Source organism: Marinomonas atlantica (assembly GCF_001639725.1).
GTDB lineage: Bacteria > Pseudomonadota > Gammaproteobacteria > Pseudomonadales > Marinomonadaceae > Marinomonas > Marinomonas atlantica.
On the sequence record NZ_LTAW01000003.1, the window covers coordinates 444053 to 469642 of the forward strand.

The 25590-nt window shown below is 45.5% G+C and carries 22 protein-coding genes and 1 other RNA gene; 22 read left to right on the forward strand and 1 reads right to left on the reverse strand.

Features of this window, described 5'->3' with window-relative positions; all coding sequences use genetic code 11:
- Entirely contained in the window at positions 1-870 is an 870-nt protein-coding gene (locus AYW75_RS07225) for an SMP-30/gluconolactonase/LRE family protein (RefSeq protein WP_067097505.1), read from the reverse strand.
- Positions 871-955: 85 nt separating this feature from the next.
- Between AYW75_RS07225 and AYW75_RS07230 the strand changes: the two genes are divergently transcribed.
- The 22 genes from AYW75_RS07230 (at position 956) to lpxC (ending at position 25505) form a co-directional block, all read left to right on the forward strand.
- Complete coding sequence (locus tag AYW75_RS07230) at positions 956-1369, forward strand: HIT domain-containing protein (protein ID WP_067097508.1); 414 nt, start codon at positions 956-958, stop codon at positions 1367-1369.
- A gap of 102 nt (positions 1370-1471) precedes the next feature.
- The gene (locus tag AYW75_RS07235) at positions 1472-3262 is read left to right on the forward strand and encodes a DUF2786 domain-containing protein (protein WP_067097511.1); all 1791 of its coding nucleotides are present in this window, start codon (positions 1472-1474) and stop codon (positions 3260-3262) included.
- Between the two features lie 190 nt (positions 3263-3452).
- On the forward strand, positions 3453-4970 hold the full coding sequence (locus AYW75_RS07240) for a fumarate hydratase (protein WP_067097514.1): 1518 nt from the start codon (positions 3453-3455) through the stop codon (positions 4968-4970).
- 179 nt (positions 4971-5149) lie between these two features.
- A complete protein-coding gene (locus tag AYW75_RS07245; protein WP_067097517.1) occupies positions 5150-5845 on the forward strand; it encodes a response regulator transcription factor in 696 nt (231 codons plus the stop codon).
- Between the two features lie 26 nt (positions 5846-5871).
- Positions 5872-7203, forward strand: coding sequence for a HAMP domain-containing sensor histidine kinase (locus tag AYW75_RS07250; protein ID WP_067097520.1), 1332 nt, complete (start codon positions 5872-5874; stop codon positions 7201-7203).
- A 56-nt stretch (positions 7204-7259) separates the two neighbouring features.
- An RNA gene (gene rnpB, locus AYW75_RS07255) (RNase P RNA component class A) lies at positions 7260-7613 on the forward strand.
- A 160-nt stretch (positions 7614-7773) separates the two neighbouring features.
- Complete coding sequence (gene mraZ, locus AYW75_RS07260; protein WP_067097705.1) at positions 7774-8229, forward strand: division/cell wall cluster transcriptional repressor MraZ; 456 nt, start codon at positions 7774-7776, stop codon at positions 8227-8229.
- Positions 8226-9164: a 16S rRNA (cytosine(1402)-N(4))-methyltransferase RsmH gene (rsmH, locus tag AYW75_RS07265; protein ID WP_067097523.1), complete on the forward strand. Its 939-nt coding sequence runs from the start codon at positions 8226-8228 to the stop codon at positions 9162-9164. The genes mraZ and rsmH overlap by 4 nt, the downstream gene beginning before the upstream one ends.
- Positions 9157-9435, forward strand: coding sequence for a cell division protein FtsL (ftsL, locus tag AYW75_RS07270; protein WP_231886161.1), 279 nt, complete (start codon positions 9157-9159; stop codon positions 9433-9435). Before rsmH ends, ftsL begins: the two co-directional genes overlap by 8 nt.
- Positions 9432-11219 carry a peptidoglycan D,D-transpeptidase FtsI family protein gene (locus AYW75_RS07275; protein WP_067097526.1) on the forward strand — a complete coding sequence of 596 codons (1788 nt, stop codon included), beginning with the start codon at positions 9432-9434 and terminating at the stop codon, positions 11217-11219. Before ftsL ends, AYW75_RS07275 begins: the two co-directional genes overlap by 4 nt.
- 1 nt (position 11220) lies before the next feature.
- On the forward strand, positions 11221-12690 hold the full coding sequence (locus tag AYW75_RS07280; RefSeq protein ID WP_067097529.1) for a UDP-N-acetylmuramoyl-L-alanyl-D-glutamate--2,6-diaminopimelate ligase: 1470 nt from the start codon (positions 11221-11223) through the stop codon (positions 12688-12690).
- On the forward strand, positions 12674-14035 hold the full coding sequence (locus tag AYW75_RS07285) for a UDP-N-acetylmuramoyl-tripeptide--D-alanyl-D-alanine ligase (protein WP_197478910.1): 1362 nt from the start codon (positions 12674-12676) through the stop codon (positions 14033-14035). The genes AYW75_RS07280 and AYW75_RS07285 overlap by 17 nt, the downstream gene beginning before the upstream one ends.
- 14 nt (positions 14036-14049) lie before the next feature.
- On the forward strand, positions 14050-15132 hold the full coding sequence (gene mraY / locus AYW75_RS07290) for a phospho-N-acetylmuramoyl-pentapeptide-transferase (protein WP_067036949.1): 1083 nt from the start codon (positions 14050-14052) through the stop codon (positions 15130-15132).
- 4 nt (positions 15133-15136) lie between these two features.
- Positions 15137-16486: a UDP-N-acetylmuramoyl-L-alanine--D-glutamate ligase gene (gene murD, locus AYW75_RS07295; RefSeq protein ID WP_067097533.1), complete on the forward strand. Its 1350-nt coding sequence runs from the start codon at positions 15137-15139 to the stop codon at positions 16484-16486.
- A complete protein-coding gene (gene ftsW, locus AYW75_RS07300) occupies positions 16483-17694 on the forward strand; it encodes a putative lipid II flippase FtsW (RefSeq protein ID WP_067097537.1) in 1212 nt (403 codons plus the stop codon). The genes murD and ftsW overlap by 4 nt, the downstream gene beginning before the upstream one ends.
- A gap of 1 nt (position 17695) precedes the next feature.
- Positions 17696-18769, forward strand: a complete 1074-nt coding sequence (gene murG, locus AYW75_RS07305; protein ID WP_067097540.1) for an undecaprenyldiphospho-muramoylpentapeptide beta-N-acetylglucosaminyltransferase — start codon at positions 17696-17698, stop codon at positions 18767-18769.
- Positions 18766-20187, forward strand: a complete 1422-nt coding sequence (gene murC, locus AYW75_RS07310; protein WP_067097543.1) for a UDP-N-acetylmuramate--L-alanine ligase — start codon at positions 18766-18768, stop codon at positions 20185-20187. The genes murG and murC overlap by 4 nt, the downstream gene beginning before the upstream one ends.
- On the forward strand, positions 20188-21141 hold the full coding sequence (locus tag AYW75_RS07315; RefSeq protein WP_067097546.1) for a D-alanine--D-alanine ligase: 954 nt from the start codon (positions 20188-20190) through the stop codon (positions 21139-21141).
- Positions 21142-21145: 4 nt separating this feature from the next.
- Positions 21146-21838, forward strand: a complete 693-nt coding sequence (locus AYW75_RS07320) for a cell division protein FtsQ/DivIB (protein WP_067097549.1) — start codon at positions 21146-21148, stop codon at positions 21836-21838.
- 64 nt (positions 21839-21902) lie between these two features.
- A complete protein-coding gene (gene ftsA, locus AYW75_RS07325) occupies positions 21903-23177 on the forward strand; it encodes a cell division protein FtsA (RefSeq protein ID WP_067097552.1) in 1275 nt (424 codons plus the stop codon).
- A gap of 43 nt (positions 23178-23220) precedes the next feature.
- Positions 23221-24480 carry a cell division protein FtsZ gene (gene ftsZ / locus AYW75_RS07330; protein WP_067097715.1) on the forward strand — a complete coding sequence of 420 codons (1260 nt, stop codon included), beginning with the start codon at positions 23221-23223 and terminating at the stop codon, positions 24478-24480.
- A 110-nt stretch (positions 24481-24590) separates the two neighbouring features.
- Positions 24591-25505: a UDP-3-O-acyl-N-acetylglucosamine deacetylase gene (lpxC, locus tag AYW75_RS07335; RefSeq protein ID WP_067097555.1), complete on the forward strand. Its 915-nt coding sequence runs from the start codon at positions 24591-24593 to the stop codon at positions 25503-25505.
- Positions 25506-25590 lie beyond the last annotated feature (85 nt).

Genomic DNA, 25590 nt, shown 5'->3' on the forward strand with positions numbered 1-25590 from the left:
TTAACCCGCAAAGCGGAATTCAATTTGGCCTTTGTTTTCAACATCTAAGGCAAAGATGCCGCCAGCTTGAGGGAATTGCTCAAGCTCAGCGTCAGTTTGTGCAGCACGACAGGTGGTAACATACAGAGTGTTCATGTCTTCGCCGCCGAATGCCACCATGGTGGGGTATGTTGCAGGCAAAGGGTACTCGGCAAGAATGTCACCTGTTGGACTAATTTTGACCACACGTTGACCTTGATACAGTGCTGACCAGTAGTTGCCTTCGCGGTCAACTGCAGCGCCATCAGGTCGGCCATGTCCTCTTGGGAATTCAATAAAGGTTCGCTTATTAGATGCTTGGCCTGTTGAAACGTCGTAGTCAAACTGGTACACGATATGATTAGGTGTATCAGAGTAATACATGATTTTATGGTCAGGCGAAAAAGCTAAGCCGTTAGATGTCCAGGCTGCTTGATCGAGAAGTGACTGTTTCCCTTGCTCAAATTGGTACAGCCCACCTAGAAAAGCGTCTTTCGGTGCGTACATTGTACCAGCAAGGAAGCGGCCAGCAGGATCGCAGCGGCCATCATTAAATCGTGTTGTTTCTTGATCGTAGTCCGCCTGCCAGTATGGTGTTAGGGGACTGTTAAAATCAGAAAAAGTATAGACACCGGAGCGAAAGGCTGCGATAAAACCACCGTTTTCTGCTAATGAGAAGCAGCCGATTTCTTCGTCGAATTGACGAACTGAGTGATCACCAGAAACGATATTGTAGGCGTGTAATTCGAAGGAATCGATGTCAACAAAGTAAAGGGTCTGAGTTTTTTCATCCCAGCGAGGGCACTCTGCGAGTTTGGCTTGTGCGTCCAAGACACAGCGCATTTCCATCATGGGAACTCCAAGTCGTAGGGTAGAATTAAAAATAGAATGCTATAGTGCTTATGTAAGGCCATAAAGTAAATAGGAAGTCAGATACATGTTTGAATTAGACGCGGTTTTAGAAAAAGATTCGGTATGGGTTGGAGATTTTAAGCTAAGCCAACTACGCCTAATTAATAATCGCAAGGCGCCTTGGTTTATTCTTGTTCCTATGCGAGACGGCGTAGAAGAAATTCACCATCTTGATAAAAGTGATCGTTTGCAATTGATGGCAGAAAGTTGCCTTGTGGCGGAAATGATACAAGACATATTTATGCCAGATAAGCTGAATGTTGCCGCTATTGGTAACAAGGTAAGGCAGCTTCACCTTCATCATGTCGCTCGTTATGAGCAGGATGAGTGCTGGCCAGAGCCTGTTTGGGGGAAAATCTCTTATGTACCCTATACTGAAGAAGAGTTGGCCGAAATATTGCAAAAAGTAACAGGTCTGCTTGCAGATGAGCTTTTATAAAAGTACAAATAGTGAGCAACTTTATTGAAAGGCGATACTATGGCCCCTTTGAAGTTGTTTACGGGTGAAAATAGGAACATTTCATAAAAGGGTGGCATCAGAATGAGTCTAAGACGCAGAAAAAAAGCCATTGGTAAAGTTATAAAGTTACTTAACCTAGCAACCTCTACTAACTCAAGCGAATCCTCTATGGCATTGCGTCATGCTGAATCGATCATTTTGCAGAATGGGCTTGTTCAGGGTGACATACCAATGTATCAACTTTGCGATCGAACTATGCTGTTTAAGGTGAGCTGGAATGGTGTGCCTCGACACGCCAAGGTATCACGCCCTGTTGTTACTGAGTCTCATGCGCAGCGTCGCTTTAGTGAAAAGCCTGCTGACCCGAATAGAACTTATGAAAACGCTCGCACGATATTAGATGACTTTGAAGAAGAATTTGATTGCAATGTTTCTTCTGAGTCATTTATGGAGGCCAAGGTGTCTTCTTTGCAGGATGATCAGCAACAGGAGTGTTGTTCTGAGGCTCCTGTTGACGAGCTTCATGATCATTTTGACCAAGCTAATATAGATGATATTGAGCATGAGTCTTTTAACAGTGATGAATGCTTTGCTTCACAAGAAGATGAGTCATTTAATCAGATGGATGCGATGAATTGCACAACCTTTGCGTCGGATATGATGGACTCAGAGAAACAAGAGACTGTTGATAATGTGATGAGTGAAACGGAACAAATGGACTCTCAAGCGGTTAATAATGACGTGCATCATGCTGACGAAACAGCAGATCAATCGAGCGACGAGTGCGTCTATTTTCACGATAATGTTATAAATGCTGCAAGTGCGTTTAGGCCAAGTGGTGAGCAGTTTAAAGAAACACTGCGTAATCAATATTCTTCTAGCAACCCAGATGTGCCTTTTGAAGAAGATTCATACTGGGCCAAAGTACATGGTTTGCTAGTGGATTTTGATGAATCTGACATGCTGGTGGAAATTGATGGTCTTGAGGGGCAGTTGTCTTTAGCGCAACAGTCACTAAAAGAAAAACGTAGCGAAAGAGTAATCGTTGAGCAAGAAGAACAGCGAGAGCGCTCAGAGCGGGCACGTATAGAGCAAAGTTTTGAAGAAGCGATGGAGCGCGCTTTTCAGGCTCGTGCTCGCGCTTATGAAGTGTGGGAGTCCAAGCGTTCACAGATGCGTATGGATTCTATGCGTGCTGAGCAAGATGCTCAGCAAGGCTTCCAAGAATTATTAGATCGTCTCTCTAATCGCAAAGATCAATACACACAACATTTGCAATTAAAAGAAGACTATCGCGCGGCTAAGATCATGCATGAGCTGCGTCGTCATTTGGCATTGGCTGCACGTGGTGATGAGCAAGCTAAAGCCTCTTACGAGACTGTTATCTCTATCATGTCAGAAAGTGGATTAAGTCTGCGTGATTTAGAGTTTTCGGATATTCGTAATAAGAGCTTATTCATTCGCTTGCTTGAAAGAGAAAGTGCTCAAGTTTCGGATGTTCATCAGCGCGAGTTGTATACGGAAGAAATGTTGGACAAGTTCTTGGTGATGAGTCGACAAGAGCAGCCATCTAAGCCTTCTGAAAATCCTGTAGAGCGAGTAGAGCGCTTGCTTAGGGGGATTGAGGGGGTTGGGCATTTTGAAAGTCAAAAAGTCATGGAGCAAGTGCTCAAATTGATGGAAGATCATCAAATTAGTGTTCGTGATATAGACTATGCCTGCATTAATAAGTATTCAGTCTTTATTTGTCTCATTAATTGGGAGGCCGAACAGATTCACTCATTGCCTGAGCGCGAGCAGTTCACGTCTTCAATTCTTGAGGAGTATGTGCAACATTCTGTGCAGCACCCAAAGTCTTCTCAAAAAGCTTAAAATGTTATTTTATTAATACAAGCTCCATTGGTTTATGGCCAAGTGGAGCTTTTTGTGTTTCTAACAAACATTGATTTTGTGAATGTGCAGTATATTTACTGAAAATTTTGGTTTTGTCTTTTAAAGCCAAGTCGCATCTTTTAACATTCTGCTTCCCCATAAAAGTATAAATACTCAGCAGGAGAGGCGCATGAGCATTATTAAACAGGATGATCTGATCGACAGTGTCGCAGATTCTCTTCAGTTTATTTCTTATTACCATCCCTTAGATTTTGTAAACGCTGTTCATGAAGCTTATGAGCGTGAAGAAAGCCAAGCGGCAAAAGACTCAATGGCTCAGATTCTTATCAACTCGCGTATGTGTGCAGAAGGTAAGCGTCCAATTTGTCAGGATACGGGCATTGTTACTGTATTCGTTAAGGTGGGTATGAATGTTCAGTGGGAAAGCTCTATGAGCGTCACTGACATGATTAATGAAGGTGTGCGTCGTGCTTACCTTCATCCAGATAACGTTCTACGTGCTTCGATTCTTGATGATCCTGCTGGTGCACGTAAAAATACCAAAGACAATACTCCGGCCGTGATTCATATGGAAATTGTCCCAGGTGATACGGTTGAGGTCCACGTGGCAGCTAAAGGCGGTGGTTCAGAGAATAAATCTAAACTGGCGATGCTGAACCCATCTGATTCGATAGTTGAGTGGGTTAAGAAAACGGTTCCAACTATGGGCGCTGGCTGGTGTCCACCAGGTATGTTGGGTATTGGTATCGGTGGAACGGCAGAGAAAGCCATGGTCATGGCAAAAGAGTCTCTAATGGAACCTATCGATATCCATGAGCTAAAAGCTCGTGGGCCGAAAAATCGTGTAGAAGAGCTTCGTCTTGAAATCTTTGAAGCGGTTAATAATTTAGGTATAGGTGCACAAGGTTTAGGTGGTCTAACGACGGTTCTTGATGTGAAAATCATGGATTATCCAACGCATGCCGCGTCTTTGCCTGTTGCTATGATTCCAAACTGCGCGGCAACTCGTCACGCTCATTTTGTCTTGGACGGCTCGGGGCCTGCGGATCTTGTTCCGCCTTCTCTAGATGATTGGCCAGACATTACTTGGGAAGTCGGTGACAGTGTTCGTCGTGTAAACCTTGATGAAGTAACACCAGAAATGGTGAAAGACTGGAAGCCAGGCGAAACCGTTCTTCTAAATGGCAAAATGCTTACGGGCCGTGATGCGGCGCACAAGAAGATGGTTGAAATGATGGCCAATGGCGAAGAGTTGCCAGTAGATCTTAAAGGGCGCTTTATCTATTACGTGGGGCCTGTTGACCCTATTCGTGATGAGGCTGTTGGTCCGGCGGGCCCAACAACGTCTACACGAATGGATAAGTTTACTCATACAATGCTTGAGAAGACGGGTCTTCTAGGCATGATTGGTAAAGCGGAGCGAGGGCCGGCGGCGATTGAAGCCATTAAGGAGTTTGGTGCCGTCTATTTAATGGCTGTTGGTGGTGCTGCGTACTTAGTGTCAAAAGCAATCAAAAAAGCAGAGGTTGTTGCGTTCCCAGAAATGGGCATGGAAGCTATTTATGAGTTTGATGTGGTAGATATGCCAGTAACAGTAGCGGTTGATGCCGCGGGTACCTCTGTACATTTGACGGGTCCTGCTGAGTGGAAGGCTAAAATCGAAGCGCAAGTGCTAGAAGTTAAGTAGCCACTATTTTTGTTTTTGATGTGAAAACGCCCTACTGAAAAACTCAGCAGGGCGTTTTTTTTGGCTAATAAGTCAGCTCAATTGCAAACATTGTCAGTTCTTTGAAAAGAGGGGTTTAATTATTCGCTTACTACCATACTATTTAATAGTCAAACAACTTTACATTTTAAGGGTTGGTTATGGTTAAAATGCTTTTAGCAGACGACGATGCTCGTCTATCGGATTTAGTGAAAGAGTACTTCGACGGTGAAGGGTATGAGGTGACTCATGCATGGAATGGACAAGAAGCATTGGATTACATGGAGCAAGATCGCCCTGATATTGTCATCCTTGATGTCATGATGCCAGTGCTAGATGGGTTTGAGACCTTAAAGCAAATTCGTAACAAAAGTGCTATCCCTGTCATAATGCTTACGGCTAAAGGGGATGATATTGATCGAATTTTAGGGTTGGAAATGGGGGCAGATGATTATTTGTCTAAGCCGTTTAATCCGCGTGAATTACTGGCTCGTATCAAAGCTATTTTGCGTCGTTCCTCGCAGGAAAGAGAAGATGACCCAATGTCTGATTTGTCTCTCTCTGATGTTCTCCTAAGGCGCCGAGATCGCACAGTCTATTTAAATGACGAAGCGATCGAATTGACTACTTCAGAGTATTCATTACTGGAGTGTATGATGATGGTGCCTGGTCAGGTTCTTACTAAACAAGATTTATCTGAAAAGGCTCTTGGTCGTAAGTTGACTATGTATGATCGTAGTCTTGATATGCACATAAGTAACTTACGTAAGAAAGTAGGTAGCTTCGAAAATGGCGAACCGCGTATCAAAACAGTTCGTGGTGTTGGGTATATCTTTGTTGATGGAGCAGAAGGGTAGCTAACAACTGATGGCAGCCTGATGGTATGAAAAATACATTTTTACGAGTCTTTTTAGTTGTACTGTTTTCGAACATGGTCGTGGTCGCAATTGGTTTGGGAGTGGTTGACTTTGTGGAAGACCGTGACCAAGTGTCTGCAGATGTATTGGGTGACATTGGTGTGAGTTTGGTGTCCACGTATGAAAAAAGTGGTACCACAGCACTTCAAGAACAGGCTCGACAGTATGAGCAGCAGTTACAAGGTAGTATTTTTATTTACCAGGAGAATGGTCGACCACTGCTACGCTCATTACCACGTAATTTTCGCGAGCAATCTTCTGTAGATGCGTCTACTGAATCCACTGCTGCGCAGAAGGCGTCAGCTGATGCACGTCGCAGTCAATTTATTCAAGTAATTGGTGCCAGTAATGTTCAGTATTTACTGGTATTTCGTCCTCAAGATAAGAGTGACATTATTAGCCCTTGGGCAATCGCGTTGCTGTCATTGCTTGGCTTATTTGTTTCGAGTGCAATTTTAGCCTATTGGCTTTTAGGGCCATTGTTGAAGCTGCAAAAAATTACGCGTTTATTCGGTCAAGGAGATATGACTGCACGTGTTGATGATCGTTTAGTAAAGCGAAAGGATTCGATTGGAAACTTGGCGCGTGAATTTAATGAAATGGCTGGTCGTATCGAAACGCTGTTGAGTTCTAAAGAGCGCCTGTTACGAGATGTTTCGCATGAGCTGAGAACGCCATTAGCTCGAATTGAGGTGGCTTTAACGATTGCTGAAGATAAGCATGGTATGTCTACGCAGCAAAGCTACCTTGATCGTATTCGTAATGAATTACATGAATTAGATGAGCTCATTGGTCAGGTGTTAACGCTTTCGCGCCTTGAGGCCGCTTCCATGCAAAAGGACCAGATTGATGTACAGTCATGGTTAAGTGATATTGTAGCTGACGTGCAGTTTGAATCTCAATTGCGTGGCATTACTATTGAAAAGACGGGAGGCTTACCCAAAACGCTGCATGGTGACCCTGTGCAACTGCGTCATGCTGTTGAAAACGTACTCCGAAATGCGTGTTTTTACTCCGGAGAAGGCAGCAAAATTGAGGTTTGCTCTAAGGAAGAGGGTAAGCGAGCGGTTATATCTATTAAAGATAATGGTCCGGGCGTAGCGGATGAAATGCTTGAAAAGATTTTTCATGCGTTTTTTCGTTCATCCTCGGCGCGTGAGTCAAACAGCGGTGGTTTCGGTGTTGGGCTAACTATCGCCAAGCGAATTGTTCAAGCGCACAATGGCGAAATTCAAGCCTTTAATCGCCCTGAGGGTGGCTTAGAGGTCAGTTTCTGCTTGCCATTAACGGGTAAATAAACGATTTATACGATTTATCTTGCATCTGTCGCTTTACCCTGTAGTATTTCGCACCGCAAGTTGGCCAGACAGTCGCCGCTTTAGCCTTGTGCTAGAGGGGAGGAAAGTCCGGGCTTCGCAGGGTAAAGTGCCAGGTAACGCCTGGGGGGCGTGAGCCTACGGAAAGTGCAGCAGAAAATAAACCGCCTAAGCAGCTTGCTGCCGGTAAGGTTGAAATGGTGCGGTAAGAGCGCACCGCGCGACTGGTAACAGTTCGTGGCAAGGTAAACCCCACTTGAAGCAAGACCAAATAGGAACTCATTGGTGTGACCCGCACTGAGTTCGGGTAGGTTGCTAAAGACGTGCAGTGATGTACGTATTAGATGAATGACTGTCCACGACAGAACCCGGCTTATCGGCCAGCTTGCACATTTCCCTTCCAGATTGACTTCAAGCATCAGTTTTTCGCCAATAAAACGTACTGAATGACCAAATAGTTCGCCTTGTGCGAATTTTTTTTGGTTTTTTTTTATCTATTTGAAAAATTAGTGTTAAATTGTGGGGTAGAGTGTCGATAAGTGGGATATGGGCATGTTTAGAGGAATTCATCAGGTGAGTGTAGACGCTAAGGGGCGAATGTCTCTGCCGGCGCGCTTACGCGACGAATTTCTTCAATATGATGAGCCTGGACTGATTGTTACCATTGATCCGATGTCGAGATGCTTGCTGCTGTATCCATTGCAAGAGTGGGAGCAAATCCAAGAGAAATTAGATCGCCTACCAACATTTAATCCGCAAGCAAGAAGATTGCAGCGTTTGTTGGTGGGTCACGCAACCGATTTGGAGCTTGATAGTGCGGGGCGGGTGTTGTTGCCTAGTCCGCTTCGAGAGTTCGCCAAAATTGAGCGTAAATCCACCCTGTTAGGTCAGGGTAAAAAACTAGAAATTTGGGGCTTGGAAGAGTGGGAAACTCAGCGTGAAGAGTACCTGTCCGAAGCCACGTTAGAAAACTTAGAACTCGATACTTTGATGGATATCTCACTATGACAGAAACAACACCAGAACATATCAGTGTCATGCTGAATGAATCGGTAGACATGCTTGTAACCGATACAGCAGGAACCTATGTCGATGGAACGTTTGGCCGTGGTGGGCATACGCGTTTGGTGTTATCGCGCCTGACGACAGGAACAATGCTTGGTTTTGATAAAGATCCTGTTGCAATAGGACACGGCAAAACTCTCGAAGCTGAGGATGAACGTTTTACGATTGTACAGGACAGCTTTGCCAACATGGCAGAGCATATTCCAGAAGTGTTTGGTACTGATAAAGTCGACGGCATTATGATGGATTTAGGTGTTTCGTCTCCTCAATTAGACGACGCTAGCCGCGGTTTTAGTTTTATGAATGATGGTCCATTGGACATGCGTATGAATCCAGATGTGGGTATGAGTGCAGCGCATTGGATTGCGGTCGCGAAAGAGAAAGAGATTGCAGACGTGATGTACCAATATGGGGAGGAGCGCTTCTCTCGTCGTATTGCTCGCGCGATAGTCGAAAAGCGTTCACAAACACCGATTACCACGACCACGCAGCTGGCTAAAATTGTTGCTGAAGCGCATCCCGCTTGGGAGAAAGGTAAAAATCCAGCAACCCGAGCATTCCAAGGTATCCGCATTTTCATTAATAACGAGCTAGGTGATCTAGAAGAGGGTCTAGAAGCGGCGGCTAAAGCATTAAAAGTAGGCGGACGTCTGGTCGTCATCAGTTTCCATTCTTTGGAAGATCGAATCGTTAAGCAATTTATGAAGAGGATGTGCAAAGGACCGGATCTGCCGCGCCATTTGCCGATTCAAAACGCACATTTAAATATTCACTTTAAAACCATCGGAAAGGCAACTAAACCCTCTAAAGGTGAAGTGGATGATAACGTCCGTTCGCGCAGTGCTGTTTTGCGTGTCATGGAGCGAATCAGTGAATGAACCCATTGCAAAACATCTGTCGTTCGTAGGGGCGCTTGTGCTGCTAGGTGTGATGGCGATTGTATTGGTGATTCAAGTTTATGATTTTCGCGGGGATTTTGCGTACCTGCAAAAGTTAAAGAGAGATGAAGTGAATTATGAGGTGGTTTGGGGGCAGCTGTTGTTGGAACAAAGCGCCCTGACCCAACCAAGTCGATTGGAACAAGCAGCTATAAGGGATTTAAAGATGCGAGCTCCTACCCCTGAAGAATTGGTCATAGTGAAGCCATGAACACGAACGAACACAATTTTTCCCCAAGCAAATGGCGCTTATATCTTGTATACGCCATCGCTTTTGCTTTGTTTTCCATTGCCGCAGGACGTTTGTTCTACTTAACGGTACTTGATAAAGAGTTTTTGCAAAACCAAGGCGAAATGCGAGCGGTCCGTACAGAATCCATTCCTGCTACTCGTGGCATGATCTTAGATCGCAATGGTGAGCCGTTAGCGGTTAGTACCCCGACATGGACTGTGATTGCGAACCCTAAGATGTTATGGGGTTTAGATAAAGATCCTGAGAACTTATCAAAACCTGTTGGCGAGCGCTTGTACCCAGAAAAAGAAATTAAACGTCTGGCGGATGCAATGGGCGTAGGATCGGCGTTATTGAAAGAGCGCTTTGAGATAAACCGTAACAAAGGGTTTATGTATTTGAAGCGTCAGGTGCCACCACCGGAAGCAGAAGTTATTTTGGATGCTGACATTGTTGGTGTAAGTAAGATCAAAGAGTACAAGCGATTTTACCCTGCGGGTGAGGTGACCGCTCAAGTAGTTGGCTTTACCAATATCGATGATAAGGGGCAGGAGGGAATTGAGCTCGCTTATGAACAAGCTCTGGAAGGTCAGCCAGGCAAAATCTCTTACATGAAAGATCTCAAGGGCAATATTATTCGAACGCTGGGTCAAGAAGTTCCAGAGCAAGCGGGCGAAAATATCGAGCTTAGTATTGATATGCGTCTACAATACATGGCATATCGAGAGCTAAAGGCAGTGGTGACTGAGCAGCGCGCTAGCTCAGCATCTGCGGTTATTCTTGATGTACGCACAGGTGAAATTCTGGCGATGGTCAATCAGCCATCTTTCAATCCTAATGACCGATCCAATCTAGAGCCTGACGAATTGCGTAACCGAGCTGTCATTGACTTGTTTGAGCCAGGGTCCACCATGAAGCCATTTTCCGTGACAGCAGCATTGCGCTCTGGTCAATACTCGACTGAGTCTATTATTGACACAAATCCTGGCTATCTGCGTTTCGGGCGTTACACCATCCGCGACTTTAGAAATTACGGTGAAATCGACTTAGAGACATTGTTAGTGAAGTCGAGTAACGTTGGGACCTCTCGTATTGCGCTATCGCTACCGCAAGATACCATTTGGAATATGTTTTACGAATTGGGTATTGGTTCACCAGTAGGTCTTGGGTTTCCTGGGGAAGCCACAGGCAAGTTGCCTATGCATCCTAAGTGGCACCCTTCTGAAATTGCAACCTTATCTTATGGTTACGGTTTATCTTTGTCTACCTTGCAGCTAGCGCAGGCTTATATGACACTAGCTAACCATGGTTACAAAGTGCCAGTTACGCTGTTTAAGCAGGATATTCCCCCACAAGGTGACCAAGTGATTCCTGCTAATATTGCACAAGACGTCGTTCATATGTTGCAGGCCGTTGTTACGAAAGGCTCTGGTAAAAAAGCTCAGATTCCTGGGTACAATGTCGCAGGTAAAACAGGCACGGTTCACAAAGTGGGATCGGGTGGTTATGAGTATGATCAGTATATTTCGTTGTTTGCAGGGATTGCGCCAGCAACGAGCCCTCGACTGGCGATGGTGGTTATGGTGAATGACCCCAAAGGCCGTAAATACTATGGTGGTGAAGTCTCAGCACCTGTGTTTTCTCGCGTAATGGAAGGTGCGCTGACTACCTTGAATATTCCGCCTGATCGTCCCGAAGGTTTAAGAGAAGTTCGCTTGGACAATACGAATAAGGCACCGTATCGAATCGTAAAAGGAAACTAAAATGTTTACCTTTGAACAACTTCTTGAGTGGCTTGGTCTTGAGAATAGTTGGAAAATTAATCAATGTGAGTATCGGTCTTTAGAGACCGATTCTCGTTTAGTGACTCCTGAAACAATATTTGTGGCGCTCCCTGGTGTTTCTAGTCAAGGCTGGGATTACTTGGATCAAGTTGCAGATAATGGTTGTCACATAGCGCTTGTGCCTGCTGGTCTGAATCTTCAGCACAGCAGATTGACCTTGATCGAAGTGGATGACATTGAGTTAGCGCTCGCAACGTTAGCGCGTCATGTCTATGGCCCTGTTCCTGCTCACATTGTTGCGGTCACGGGGACGAATGGCAAGTCCAGTATTTGTTACTATGTGGCTCAATTAGCAGAAGCTGCTGGTGTGCCGAGCGCCATGATAGGTACTTTTGGAATAGGCTCTTTGCATGACCTGCAAGAAGCTAAACAAACCACACCTGATTTGCTTACCTTACACAAACTTTTATCCTCTTTTGCAGCGCAAGGTATTGAATTGGTTGCGTTTGAGGCATCTTCCCATGCATTAGATCAAAACCGCTTGGCTGGTGTGCCAGTGTCAACCGCGATTTTCTCAAACCTTACTCGTGACCACCTTGATTACCATGGCTCTATGACGTCTTATGCTCAGGCTAAGCGACGTCTATTTGAATTCGAAACTTTACAGCGCAGTATTGTTTGCACTGACTCGGATTATGCAGATTATATGGCGCACGGGAGTGTTGCACCGGTGTGGCGTTATTCGTCTCAGGCTACTTCGGGTGCAGAGTTTGGGGTGAGTAATAAAACGTTTTGCCAGATGGGTTTGCAGCTATCAATTAAAATACATACTAATCGTTACGATGCTTTTTTGCCGTTACTTGGTGAGTTCAATGTACAAAATGCCTTGGCGGCACTGGCCGCCGTATTAAGTGAAGTAAAACACGAAGCTAGGTTGGTGAAGGCGCTTAGTGGCTTAAAAGGTGCACCAGGCCGAATGCAGCCCTGCAAAGCTGAGCACGCGCCTTTGGTTTTAGTGGATTACGCGCATACGTCTGATGCTTTGGACGTGGCGTTAAGGGCGATTCATGATCATGCGAGTGGTCGAGTGATTTGTGTCTTTGGCTGTGGTGGAGATCGAGATAAAGGCAAGCGTCCTTTGATGTTGGCCGTTGCACAACAGCAGGCGGATCACGTGTGGTTGACGTCGGATAATCCTCGTACTGAGTCACCGCTGGCTATTATAGACGATGTATTGACGGCGTTAGATTCGAACCTCGCGCTTGTATCGGTAGAGGTTGATCGGCGCAAAGCGATTGCCCAGGCCATCGCTTTGGCGGCACCGGATGACATTGTGTTGATTGCGGGTAAAGGGCACGAGACCTACCAAGAGATTAATGGTGTACGTCACCACTTTGATGATTGTGAGGAGGCGCGTAACGCGCTCAATACGTATGTTGAAAACACTTAGATTATCAGAAATTGCAGCAGAAGTAGGCGGCTCATTAATTGGGTCGGATGCACTCATTGCCGGTGTTTCAACAGATTCTCGCGATGACTTAGAGGGCAAACTGTTTGTTGCGTTGGTAGGGGAGCGCTTTGATGGACATGACTTTTCCGAGCAGGTGATTACCCTGGGGGCGTCTGCAGTCTTGGTCAGTTCGCCTGTGAATGTAACGCCACGTATTGAAGTGTCCGATACGGGCGCCGCCTACGCGACAATTGCTCGCATGCAGAGACGTTTCTATAAGCATCCAGTGGTTGCAATTACAGGTAGCAATGGCAAAACCAGTGTTAAAGATTGGCTGGCAAATGCCTTAGCTCAATCTACTAAAGTGTTGAAAACTCAAAGTAACCTTAATAACCAAATTGGTGTGCCAAAAACGCTTCTTCAGCTTCAGTCAGACGATCGGTTTGCCGTTATTGAAGCGGGTACAAGCTTTCCTGGCGAAATTGAGAGACTAGGCACTAGCATTGAAGCAGATGTTGTTGTGTTGACCAATGCCAGTGGTAGTCATTTATTGGGGTTTGGCTCCATTCAAGGGATTGCTGTTGAAAAGGGTAAGCTGATAGAGACGTCTAAACCTAGTGCGACGGTAGTACTTAATGCTGATGACCCTTCTTTTGACTATTGGCAAAGCTTACTTGGGCAGCGTTCATTGCTGTCGTTTTCATTTAATAATGACTGTGCCACCTTGTTCGCTAAGCAAGTAAATGAAAGTGTTGATGGATCCACGACCACGTTAGTTTACAATCAAAACACCTACCAGTTACAGCTTGACCGACCCGGTCGTCATCATGTTGCAAATGCGATGGCCGTGGCGCTGGCAATGATGGCGTTAGGGTTTGAAATAATGGATGTTTTATCGAAGCTTAAGCACCCAGAGCAAGTCCCTGGGCGAATGGAGCTTTTGACGGGAAAAAGGGAAGCCGTCATCATTAATGATTGTTACAATGCCAGCCCAAAATCGGTTGAAGCCGCGATGGATGTATTGGCGCTGTATAAAACACACTCAAAATGGATGGTTTTGGGGGCGCTCGGTGAATTAGGCGACTTAGAGCAATCTATACACGAAGGTCTTGGAGACTATGCTGCCAAAGTGGGTATTGACCACTTGGTAACGATTGGCCCAGTTGCCAGTTTTGCAGCCATTGGTTTTGAAAACAAAAAACGATCAGAGCAATTGTCTCATCGTTGTGCAACCAAACACGAAGCGCTTGCTCTCTTGCAGGCACTTAATTACGAACATGTCATTTTGGTGAAAGGCTCTCGTTCGGCCAAAATGGAAGATATTGTTAACGCTCTCAAAAATTAGGAATTGGCCTAACCATGCTACTGCTTTTAACAGCTTACCTTAGCAAGTATTTAACGTTTTTTACTGTCTTTAACTATCTATCGTTACGTGCGATTTTAGGAGTGTTGACGGCTTTATTTATCTCCCTATTAATCGGTGGCAAAGTCATTCGTTTACTGCAACGTTTGCAGATTGGTCAAGCTGTGCGTGATGATGGCCCTCAGTCTCACCTAAGCAAGGCGGGCACGCCGACCATGGGTGGTGTGATGATTATTTTTTCTATTAGTGTCAGCACTTTGTTGTGGGGTGACCTAACGAATCCTTATGTTTGGGTGACACTGTTGACCATGATTGCTTTTGGGGCAGTGGGTTGGGTGGATGATTACCGAAAAGTGGTCGAGAAAAATTCGCGTGGATTACCCGCTAAATGGAAATACTTTTGGCAGAGTGTCTTCGGGTTATCAGCAGCTATTTACCTTTACAGTATTGCGCAAACGCCTGCTGAAACATCTTTGTTAATTCCACTTTTAAAAGACGTTGCTATTCCGCTAGGTATATTTTATGTGGTGTTCACCTACTTTGTAATTGTCGGTACTAGTAATGCAGTGAACTTGACCGATGGCTTAGATGGTTTGGCGATTTTACCAACGGTATTAGTCGGTGGTGCGTTAGGTTTATTCGCTTACTTAACCGGCAACATAAAATTTGCCGAATACCTATTGATTCCCTACGTCGGTGGAACCGGCGAGTTGATTGTGTTTTGTGCTGCGTTAGTGGGCGCTGGCCTTGGCTTCTTGTGGTTCAATACCTATCCGGCTCAAGTATTCATGGGGGATGTAGGTGCCTTGGCTTTGGGGGCTGCACTGGGTGTTATTGCGGTCATTGTTCGACAAGAATTGGTGTTGTTTATTATGGGCGGCGTCTTCGTTATGGAGACTGTGTCGGTTATTTTGCAAGTAGCTTCCTACAAGCTCACTAAGCGTCGTATTTTCCGTATGGCACCTATCCACCATCACTTCGAGCTAAAAGGCTGGGCGGAACCAAAGGTTATTGTTCGTTTCTGGATTATCACTGTGTGCTTGGTGTTGATCGGTATTGCCACACTTAAAGTAAGGTAGTTGCATGTCTCTTATTTCTTCAGATCGCGTTCGTGCAGTGGTGGGGCTTGGTGTCAGTGGTGTGTCTACGGCGCAATTTTTGGCAAGTAAGGGGCTGGACTTTTACGTGGTAGATTCTCGTGAAAATCCCCCAGGGCTTGATCAGGTTAAAGCTATTTGCCCTGCAGATCGAATTTTTACAGGCAGTCTAGAGCATTTAAAGACACTCGGAGCGACGGAACTGTTTGTGAGTCCCGGTATTGCGTTGGCAACACCAGTACTGCAAACGTTAGCTGAGCAAGGTGTTGCTATGCGTGGTGACATTGATTTGTTCCGCGATTATGCCAATGCTCCGTTTATTGCGATCACGGGGTCGAATGCCAAAAGTACCGTAACCACTTTGGTTAATGAGTTGTTATTGGTAATTGGTAAGCGTTCCGTGGCAGGTGGCAACTTAGGGCTGCCTGCGTTGGATCTGTTAGCAGAAGATGTGGATTATTATGTACTGGAACTGTCCAGTTTTCAGTTGGAAACAACGCAAGGTTTGCAAGCTGATGTAGCGTGTTTGCTAAATGTATCAGCAGATCATATGGATCGTTACGATGATCTATACAGCTATCAGCGCGCTAAACAGCGAGTATACCGTGGTTGTAAGGCCGCGGTATGCAATAAGCAAGATATCCTAACGGCGCCTTTGTTGGCGCAGAATACCCCTGTTCGAGCTTTTTCCAAAGGTAGCCCAGATCTAAAAGAATTCGGCATCTTGAAAGATGAAGATGGGGTGTGGTTGTGTCATGGGGTTAAGCGTCTTTACAACACCAAAGACATTAAGCTTAAAGGAGAGCATAACTATGCCAATGTCCTAGCCTGCTTAGCAATATTAGATATATTGAATCTCCCAATTGATACACCGGAAGTAGCTGGTGTATTGGCACAATTTGCTGGTCTGCCGCATCGTTGTGAAACGGTTCGAGAAACAGAAGGCGTGGTTTACATCAATGATTCGAAAGGCACGAATGTCGGCGCCACCTTGGCGGCACTGGAAGGCTTAGGTAATAAACAAGCCAAGCATATTCATTTGATTGCCGGTGGCGTGGGTAAGGGCGCGGATTTCGCACCGCTGGCACCGGCTTTAGCAAAGTTTGTCAGTCACCTTTATGTTTTTGGTAAAGATGCGGATCAGATCATCGACATTCTTCCATCACAGACTTCATACTCTGAGCATACAGATTTGGTCGATGTGATGAGTGCAGTGAAAGGAAAAGTAGAGCAAGGTGATATCGTACTTTTCTCCCCTGCATGCGCCAGCTTTGATCAATATAAGAACTTTGAAATTCGTGGCGAGCATTTCCAAGCGTTGGTTAAGCAGCTATGAACATTCGCGAGTTTCTAGAGCCTGTTTCCTATCAAGAGCTTCGTAAGGTCGATGCTGTGTTTGTTGCATCGGTGGCTTGCGTTTTAGTGTTGGGAATCGTCATGGTTTCTAGTGCGTCAATTTTTTTATCTGAAACAAAATATGGCCACCCGTTTTATTTTATGGTCCGGCAACTTATTTATTTGATGATTGGCTTGGGTTTTGGCTACTTCATGATGTCGGTACCGACAGAGGTGCTGCATAAATATGGCGTGCCGTTAATGCTGTTCTCATTGTTATTGCTTATTTTAGTGTTGGTGCCGGGGATCGGTAAAACAGTAAACGGTAGTCGGCGTTGGATTAATTTAGTGGTCTTCAACTTGCAGGCATCGGAAGTCGCTAAGGTCTGTATGGTGGTGTATGTCTCGGGGTATTTGGTGCGTCGAGCAGATCGTGTTAGGCAGCAGTTGATGGGCTCAGGGATGCCGATGGTGGTGTCCTTTTTGTTTTTAATTTGTTTGCTGTTAGAGCCCGATTTTGGTGCTTCAGTTGTATTAATTGGTACGGTTATAGCGCTGCTTTTTATTGCTGGTGCACCTATTTATCAGTTCATTGGGTTGGTTGTCGCGGTCGTCGCAGCATTAGGTGTGGTTGCTGTATCGGAAAGTTATCGTATTAAGCGCCTGATGAACTTTATTGATCCATGGGCAGATCCTTACAATGACGGTTACCAATTGTCCCAGGCCTTGATTGCTTATGGGCGTGGTGAGTGGTTTGGATTAGGACTTGGCAATAGTGTGCAAAAATTAGCCTACTTGCCAGAGGCGCACACTGATTTTGTATTTTCGATCTGGGTCGAAGAAACCGGCATGTTTGGTGGTATGTTGTTACTAGGTGCCTTTGGTTTTATGTTGTCTAGGGCATTTAATATAGGGCAGAAAGCCATGCGTCTGGGGCGCTTGTTCCAAGGTTACATGTGTTTTGGTTTTTCGATTTTGATTTTGGCGCAGGTCATAATCAATGTTGGGGTGAATACAGGTTTTCTTCCGACGAAAGGCCTAACACTGCCCTTAATTAGCTACGGTGGTAGTAGCTTAATTATTACGTTAGCCAGTTTGTTTGTTATTGCACGAGTTGATATTGAAAATCGACGTATTGAGCCTGAGTTAGATATAGACGAAAAACGCTCGGATAAAGAACGAATGATTAGGGAAACAGGGGACGCTTAGTTTGTCTAAACCTAAGAAAGTAATGTTGATGGCGGGTGGTACAGGTGGTCATATTTATCCGGCATTAGCTTGTGCGGAAAAATTTGCCTCGTTAGGTATGGATGTTTGCTGGATGGGCTCTGCTGGCGGTATGGAAGAAACATTGGTGTCGAAGCACGATATTCCATTGCACACTGTTTCCATTAAAGGGGTCCGTGGAAAAGGCACATTGGGCCTGTTAGCCGCACCTTGGCGTGTTGCTCATTCGATTGGTCAAGCGATCGCCATTCTTCGACGGGAAAACCCCGATTTAGTATTAGGTATGGGTGGGTTTGTTGCGGGTCCTGGTGGTGTCGCAGCGAAGATTCTGGGCATTCCTTTGGCAATTCATGAGCAAAATGCGGTAGCTGGTACAACCAATACTTTGCTGTCTAAAATTGCCAAGCTCAAATTGCAAGCGTTTGCTGGCGCCTTGTCAAACGGGTTGACCGTGGGTAACCCAGTGCGTGGCGCTATTTTAGCTCAACAAACGCGCCCTGTTAGGGAAGAGCCTTCACGACCTCTACGTTTGTTGGTGGTAGGGGGCAGTTTAGGTGCGAAGGCGATTAACGATGTGATACCGCAATTATTATCTGAGTGGTCTCATGAAACACGTTTAGATGTGTGGCATCAAACCGGCCCACGAAACCATGAGGCTGTTTCGACAGATTATCGTCGTTTGAATGTAGAGGCTCGTGTGGATGCTTACATTGATGATATGGCGCAAGCGTATTATTGGGCGGATGTGGTTGTATGTCGTGCAGGCGCTATGACCATCAGTGAGCTGGCGATTGCCGGCTTGCCTTCGATTTTAGTGCCGTATCCCCATGCTATAGATGACCATCAAACGGCGAATGCTCGTTCATTGGAAGATGTTGGTGCTGCGTATTTAATGCCGCAGCCAACCTTGTCTGTAGCAAGCCTTGAAAAGTGTTTAGCTGATATGGCTAACGATTCGAACAAATTAAGAACAATGGCTGAGCAAGCAAAGCTTGCTGCTCATCCGGATGCCACTCAAACGGTGGTGTCCCAGTGCATAAGGTTAATGAAGAAATGATGGAAGCTAAGTTTCGCTACGACATCCCGACAATGCGTCGTATTCAAAATATCCACTTTATTGGTGTGGGGGGTGTGGGCATGTCAGGCATCGCCGAAGTACTTTCGAACCAAGGGTATAACGTAAGCGGCTCAGATATGAAAGCTTCCGCTACAACTGAGCGTTTATCGACGTTGGGTGTTGAAATTCATATTGGGCATCAAGAAGACAACGTTAAAAATGCCCATGTCATTGTCGTATCGAGCGCGATTGATAGCAGTAACCCTGAAATTAAATGGGGCAAAGAGAACCGTATTCCGATTGTTCCTCGTGCTGAAATGTTGGCAGAATTAATGCGCTATCGTCATGGTATTGCTGTGGCCGGTACGCATGGTAAAACAACCACCACCAGTTTGATGGCCTCTATCTTAGCTGCAACGGATGAATCCCCAACGTTCGTAATTGGTGGTCGCTTAACCAGTGCAGGGGCCAATGCACAGCTTGGTAGCAGCAAATACCTTGTGGCAGAGGCCGATGAGAGTGATGCGTCGTTCCTTCACTTACAGCCTCAAACAGTGATCGTGACGAATATTGATGAAGACCACATGGACACCTATAACGGTGATTTTGAGCAGGTTAAGCACACTTTTATTGAGTTTGTTCATAACTTGCCATTTTACGGTCTGGCGGTTTTATGTGTAGACGATGATAACGTCCGTGAAATTATGCCTTCTCTAAGTCGTCCTGTCTTAACCTACGGCATTGATCAGGTAGCAGATTATTATGCGACCGAGATTTCCCAAAAAGGACGCTTTTGTGAGTTTTTAGCACACCGTCCTGAAGGCGAACCTTTGCGTATTCGTTTGCCAATGCCGGGTCGACACAATATTTTGAATGCGTTAGCTACCATTGCGGTAGCAACCGATTTAGGTGTCGATGCTGCAGCGATTCAAGCAGGGCTAATGGGCTTTGAAGGGGTTGGGCGACGCTTCCAAGAGCAAGGTGACTTAGCGCTGGCAGAAGGCGGTAGCGTTATGTTTGTTGATGATTACGGTCATCACCCTAGTGAAGTGAAAGCGACGATCAAATCGATTCGAGATGGATGGCCTGAAAAACGCCTAGTAATGGTTTACCAGCCGCATCGTTATACGCGTACTCGAGATCTTTATGAGGACTTTGTAAAGGTACTTTCAAAAGTTGATGTGTTGCTATTATTGGATGTGTACTCCGCTGGTGAGACACCTATTAACGGGGCTGACAGCAAATCTATGTGTGGCAGCATTCGTCAACGCGGTAATGTAGACCCAATTCATGTCAGTAGTGAGGACGATTTGCGTTCAATCTTGGCAAATGTTTTACGCCCCGACGACTTGCTGATCACGCAAGGAGCTGGTGATATAGGCGCGATTTCTAAAAAGTTGGCTGCTCAGGGGGTTTAAGTGAGTTTACTTAAAGAACAAACGGTAGCAGTCATCTATGGTGGTCGTTCTGCTGAGCGAGAAGTGTCACTTGAAAGTGGTGCAGGTGTAGCTCAAGCATTGATCAATAAAGGTTACCAAGTAGTCAAAATTGATTTGTACGGTGAAGATGAGAAATTTGATCCGGTCAAACAGTTGATGGACACTGAATTTGATATCGCCTTCATTGCTTTGCATGGTGGAGAGGGTGAGGATGGTCGAGTTCAGGCATTGTTAGATATGTTGGAAAAACCTTATACCGGTAGTTTGCCGCTGGCCTCTGGTTTTGCTATGGATAAAGCTCTGACAAAGCGCTATTGGCAAGGGCTTGGGATACCAACTCCTAATTATTTGTGCTTCAGTGCCGAGCCAGATGTTGATCAGATTAATGAAGAAATGTCATACCCTCTGATTATTAAGCCATCGCGAGAGGGTTCAACCATTGGCATCAGTAAAGTTAATGATCAGTCTGAGTTAAAAGCCGCTTTGGAAGACGCTAAGCGATATGATTCAGATGTATTGGTTGAAGAGTTTGTTTCTGGTGCCGAGTTTACGGTGACTATCATTGATGATGTCGCTTATGCGCCAATTGGTTTAAAACCTGCTCAAGGGCATGCGCTTTATGACTATGAAGCAAAGTATTTGGCAGATGATACGCAGTATCTTTTGCCGTGCGGTTTGTCAGACGATCTCGAACTTGAGATACAAGCGTTGGCGCTTGATGCTTATCAGTCGCTTAATTGTCGTGGCTGGGGGCGTGTCGATATCATGCAAACGGCTGAAGGTGATTTTACTGTGCTTGAGGTGAATACTTCACCGGGGATGACGTCACACAGTTTGGTGCCTATGGCGGCCGCTTATGCAGACATTAGTTACGATGAGTTGGTTGAAATGATTATTAAGACGGCTTGGCAAGACTGCGTAGGGGTGAGCTAAACGAATGCGTACCGCAGCGTTAATAGGCGCGATACTGCTCATTGTGTTTGCCTTGTTCCAGGATAATCCAGATCAATTGGCTACCGATGGCCCCATGTTTGATATCCGACAAATTGATGTAGTTGGTGATTTGCAATACGCCAATCGAGCAGATTTGCAAAAAAGCTATAACAAATTGTTAGGTCGGGGGTTATTTGAAGAACCGATGGAGGCATTGCGATATTTTGGCGCGCAGCCAGAATGGGTAGAATCGGCGAAGATTCGACGTGTCTGGCCTCACACATTACGTATTGAGGTGAGAGAGCATAGGCCTGTTGCGTTATGGGGGAGGGGGAAAGTAATTACCGCTGATGGGAAAATTATTTCGCCAAGAAAAGCCCCTAACTTGCCGTTAACGCGATTGTCAGGCCCTACTGATACGGAGGCGGCAGTTTTGGATCAGTTTACATTGATCAGTCAAATGCTGTCGACAACGTCGCTTAGGGTGGCGTCACTGCAACTAGAAGACCGTGGAGCATGGAATATTTCTTTTTCGAACGGAGTTAGCGTAAAACTCGGTCGAGATGAGGTTTTAGAGCGATTGCAGCGGTTTGTGGCCGTGTATAAAACTGATTTATCGGGTAGAATAGATCGGATTACCTCGGTTGATGCTCGCTACCCTCATGGGGTGGCGGTTAATTGGAAACCCAAAGAGTAAAACTTGGTCTAATTGTTGCTTTTTTAAACAATGATTTGTTGGTCGTAGGATAACTGGGAATTATATGATTGTTGGATTAGACGTTGGCACTTCAAAAATCACCTGTGTAGTTGGGGAGAAAGGTGTTGACGGTGTCATGGAGGTAGTTGGTGTTGGTACCCATGTAGCCAAAGGCATGAAACGTGGTGTTGTTATCAACATTGAGTCCACTGTGCAATCTATCCAGCGAGCCGTGGAAGAAGCTGAGTTAATGGCTGGCTGCAACATACACTCCGTATACGTGAGTGTTGCGGGAAGTCATATCCGCAGTCAAAATTCACATGGCATCGTAGCAGTCAAAGAAGGTGAAGTGCAGGTTGAAGATATTGAACGCGTGATTGATGCTGCACAAGCAGTACCTATTTCGTCCGATCAGCGTCTTCTACATGTATTGCCTCAAGAGTTTAATATTGACTCACAAGAGGGGATTCGAGACCCACTTGGTATGTCGGGTGTTAGACTTGAAGCGAATGTACATTTGATATCAGGTGCGGCAAATGCTGTGATGAATGTCGAGAAGTGTATTCGTCGTTGTGGTTTAGAGGTTGATGGTGTTGTGCTTTCGCAACTGGCATCCAGTCAGGTGTGCTTAAGCGAAGACGAAAAAGACCTTGGTGTTTGTTTAGTGGATATTGGTGCGGGAACGTCTGATATCGCAGTATGGCTTGATGGTGCTTTGCATCACACGGCAGTTGTGCCAGTGGCGGGTGATCAAGTAACCAATGATATCTCACAAGCGTTACGTACACCTACTTTACATGCAGATGCGATTAAAATTCGCTACGCTTGCGCGATGTCTAGTTTGGCTTCTGCCGATCAGCGTATTGAAGTGCCAAGTGTTGGGGATCGCAAACCGCGCTCTATTTCACGTCATGCGTTGGCGGAAGTTGTTGAAGCGCGTTACGAAGAGATTTACAAAATGGTGCTTGATGAGTTGAGTCGCAGTGGCTATGCCGAGCGAATTCCAGCAGGCATCGTGATTACAGGCGGTACATCCTTAATGGAGGGTGCGGAGGCGTTAGCAGAACATATCTTTGATATGCCTGTACGTATTGCTTCACCGCATTCAGCAAAAGGTGTTGCTGAGATAATTGATAATCCAACTTATTCCACAAGTATAGGCTTGTTAGAATATGCCGGAGAAAGCGTGCAGACACCTGAAATGTCAGATTTAGCGTCTCAAGTAAATGCACCAAAGAAGAAATTTCTGCCCGAAGTGGCGAGCGGTGAGGCCAAGCCTGCTTTCAGTCCAACGAAGGCGTGGCACAAAGTGAAAGATTGGTTTCAAAGTTATATTTAGTCAGGAATGACAGCAGAATTATAGGAGCTTAAAGCCCATGTCCATGAACGTATTTGATTTAGCCGAAGAAAACTTGTCAGACAATGCTGTCATCAAAGTAGTTGGTGTTGGCGGTGGCGGCGGAAACGCCGTGAAACACATGTTAGAGAGTAATCTAGACGGTGTTGAATTTATTTGTGCAAATACTGATTCTAAAGCCCTAGTAGGCTTAGATTCAGGTATTACATTGCAGCTTGGTACGACCGTAACAAAAGGATTAGGTGCAGGCGCAAATCCTAATATTGGCCGTGATTCTGCTCTTGAAGATCAAGAGAAAATCACTGAGCTTTTGACGGGCGCTGACATGGTGTTTATCACAGCAGGCATGGGTGGCGGTACTGGAACGGGCGCTGCGCCGATTATTGCAAAAGTGGCTCGCGAGCTTGGTATTTTAACGGTTGCAGTGGTGACTAAGCCATTCCCGTTTGAAGGTCGTCGTCGTGCTAAGGTTGCTGAGGAAGGTGTTAAAGAGCTGCGTGATAATGTTGACTCTTTGATTACGGTGCCTAATGAGCGATTGTTGCCAGTGCTAGGAAAAAATATTTCTCTGCTGAAAGCCTTCGGTGAAGCAAACAATGTATTGCTGAACGCTGTTCAAGGTATTACTGACCTGATCATGCGTCCTGGTTTGATCAACGTCGACTTTGCCGATGTACAAACAGTGATGAAAGAAATGGGAATGGCGATGATGGGGTCTGGTTCCGCGACCGGTGAAGACCGTGCGCGTGTTGCTGCGGAAGCCGCTATTCATAACCCATTGTTAGAGGATATCAACCTTAAAGGTGCGCGTGGTGTGTTGGTTAACATTACCGCAAACGATGAAGTTGGTTTATCTGAGTTTACTGAAGTCGGTAACATTATCGAAGAGTACGCTTCAGAAGATGCAACTGTCGTGATTGGTTGTGCTATTGATCCAAGTGTTGGTGAAGAAATGCGTGTCACTGTTGTTGCAACTGGGTTGGAAGGCAAAGGTTCTTCTGCTCAAATGCAGTCGGCTGTCGGTGCTTCTGTTTCTATGTCAACGACGGTGTCTGAGCCTGCTACGCAATCTGCTCCAGTTCAGCCGGCCGCTGAAGAGCGAGCACAAGTAAATGTTGTGCCACCAAAGCCTGAGTCAACTAAGTCTGCCGTTGAGGCGAATGCTGCAGCACCTGCAGAAACCAAACTCAATGAGTCGGCTTCATCTGGCTCAAGCTCACAAAAAGCAGAAGATAAACTGTCCTATTTGGATATTCCGGCGTTTTTGCGTCGCCAAGCGGACTAGTAAAAAAATTGCGCAAAAAATGCGCAGCTAAGAGCTTCTGAATTGAATAAAACGACACTTGTTGGTATGATTCCGGCAAATTCTAAATGTCATCATATTGTAGGAATATAATGGTACGTCAGCGCACCCTTAAAAACATTATTCGCGCTACCGGAGTGGGTTTGCATTCGGGCGAAAAAGTATATCTAACGCTTAAACCAGCACCAGTTGATACTGGTATTGTTTTTGTGCGTACAGATTTAGAGCCACCTGTTGAAATTCTTGGTTCGGCTCAGTCTGTTGGCGCTACCAATTTCGCTACAGCGCTTCGTGACGGCGAAGTGACAGTCAGTACGGTCGAGCATTTATTGTCTGCGATGGCTGGCTTAGGTATTGATAACTGTTACGTTGAGCTGAGCTCTAGTGAAGTGCCTTTGATGGACGGTAGTGCAAGTCCGTTTGTCTTCTTGCTTCAGTCAGCTGGTATCGAAGAACAGGAGGCACCTAAGAAATTTATTCGCATAAAGAAATTGATTCGTGCTGAAGATGGTGACAAGTATGCGTCGCTGGAACCTTTTAACGGTTTCCGTTTATCCTTCACGATAGATTTTCAGCATCCTGCGATTGATGAAGAGGTTCAGTACACCTCGGTTGATTTCTCAACGACGACATTTGTCAAAGAAATTTCACGTGCTCGCACATTTGGCTTTATGAAGGATATTGAATACTTCAAAGACAATAATCTAGCGCGTGGCGCGAACATGGAAAATGCGGTCGTGCTTGATGAGTATCGTGTATTGAATGATGAAGGTCTTCGCTACCGTGATGAGCTTGTGCGTCATAAAGTGCTGGATGCGATTGGTGATTTGTACTTACTTGGACACAGCGTCATTGGTGAATACAAAGCGTTTAAGTCTGGTCATGGCTTGAACAACAAACTGTTATTAGAGCTACTGCAAAACCAAGAGGCATGGGAATACGTGACGTTTGAAGAAGACGAAGCGATGAATCCTATTTCTTTTACGGAAGCCGCTGCGATTGCATAGATATTGAACGAATCTTAAAAAAGCCAGACTTATGTCTGGCTTTTTTCGTTATAAGGGATTGATAATCCATGTTTTGTCGCTATTT